The following is a 1,349-nucleotide window of genomic DNA, read 5'->3' on the forward strand; positions in this document are numbered from 1 at the left end:
CTCGCCTTTGACGCCGTTCTGCTCCAGCCACTGCTGGTTCTTGGCCTCAAGTCCTGAGCGGTAGGCACCCACAGAGTGCCCCCGTTTTGGTGTCCATGCAGCCACGATTAGAAGTCGTAGTCGCCACCGGACGCAGAGTCATCGCCACCCTCGGCATCTTCACCGAAGTCGTCAGACCCGAAGTCACCGTCAGTAGACGCTTTGTAGCGCCAGAGCCGATGTCTTCATCGTCACCCCAGCCACCTCTCCACCACTGCCCTCGCCGACCACTCTTCAGTTCGACCAGCAGGCAGGACTCCAGTTGCAGCTTCACGCTCGCACCAGTCGCAGCGTTCCATTTGAACGGCAGGACTTTGAACTTGACCTTCAGTTTGGAGCCAGCACCAATATTCGGGACGTCACGTATTAACTTAGCATCGGTGTCGTAGAACCGTAATACGATAGGCTCTGACTTACCATCCTTCAGGTAAGACGCAAAGCATTTAAACTTCAGGGTAACAGTACCATCACCAATTCTCAATCCACGGCATGTCGCCTTCGCGTGGTTCAATAGGCTTCTTGCCACGCTGAACCTGAGGCGGGGTTTCTTTCTCGTGGTCTGCGAGTGCTTTCGCATACGCATCGTCGTGAATCTTCTGTAAGACATCAATCATCTTACGGACCTTCGGGTTGCTCAGGTCGAATGTCAGGTTGACTTTGTGTTCACCACGCTCGTTGAACTTGGTGTCTGCTTTGTTCAGCCATGCGTAAGGCTCAACGATACCAGCTACCGGAGTGGTGAAAGTCTTCAGTTGCTCTTTAGCATCGGTGTAAATCTCCTAGTTAAAGTTAAGGTGTTCCTAAAGTGATAGTTTAGTCGTGCAGCTCAGGTCGGATGCGGCCTACCACGAAACCAGCATCTTCATATTCCTGAGACTTTATGGTTGCCTCGTCCAGAGACTTGGCGTATACCGGGACCTCAAAGGACTGAACGCGACCCTCAAGCTCCACGATGTACTTCTTTTCTTCAAGGCTCATAGCCCTCTCCCCTTCCACAGGTTATACATTTCGAGATAGTCTGTGTTACCTGTCCTCTCGAACATCATCTCGCACCATTCACTCGGAGTCATGACTACCAGCCTTACTCTGAGCTACCATACGAGCACCGAAGAACTCGACTTTCTCTGCATCGTAAAGACCATCATCTTTAGAGCCAGCTTTACGCAGACCCAATGTCCGTTGGGCGGCTCGACGCCATATTGCCTTGAACGCTTGCCTTCCGCAAAGTTCATACCCCAGAGCTTCGATGATGTCGTTGCACTCAGCGATGTACTCAGGTCGACCGGATAGTGGTGACTCTTTTATGTGGA

General features: G+C 52.0%; 4 protein-coding genes and 1 pseudogene. All 5 read right to left on the bottom strand.

The features are described from left to right. The coding region (locus AC2W7C_RS18010; protein ID WP_486002585.1) for a hypothetical protein at positions 1-105 on the bottom strand (105 nt) is incomplete at its 3' end. Positions 106-286: 181 nt separating this feature from the next. Then, positions 287-622, bottom strand: a pseudogene (locus AC2W7C_RS18015) (hypothetical protein); the annotation flags it as partial. Further along, entirely contained in the window at positions 507-815 is a 309-nt protein-coding gene (locus AC2W7C_RS18020) for a hypothetical protein (protein ID WP_486002586.1), read from the bottom strand. The pseudogene AC2W7C_RS18015 and the gene AC2W7C_RS18020, both read right to left, overlap by 116 nt. A 37-nt stretch (positions 816-852) precedes the next feature. After that, positions 853-1,017, bottom strand: a complete 165-nt coding sequence (locus tag AC2W7C_RS18025) for a host cell RNA polymerase inhibitor (RefSeq protein WP_486002583.1) — start codon at positions 1,015-1,017, stop codon at positions 853-855. Between the two features lie 78 nt (positions 1,018-1,095). Beyond that, on the bottom strand, positions 1,096-1,349 hold a 254-nt coding region (locus AC2W7C_RS18030), incomplete at its 5' end, for a hypothetical protein (RefSeq protein WP_486002584.1).

Source organism: Brevundimonas sp. CURTG3B2_SDJG, assembly GCF_057364705.1.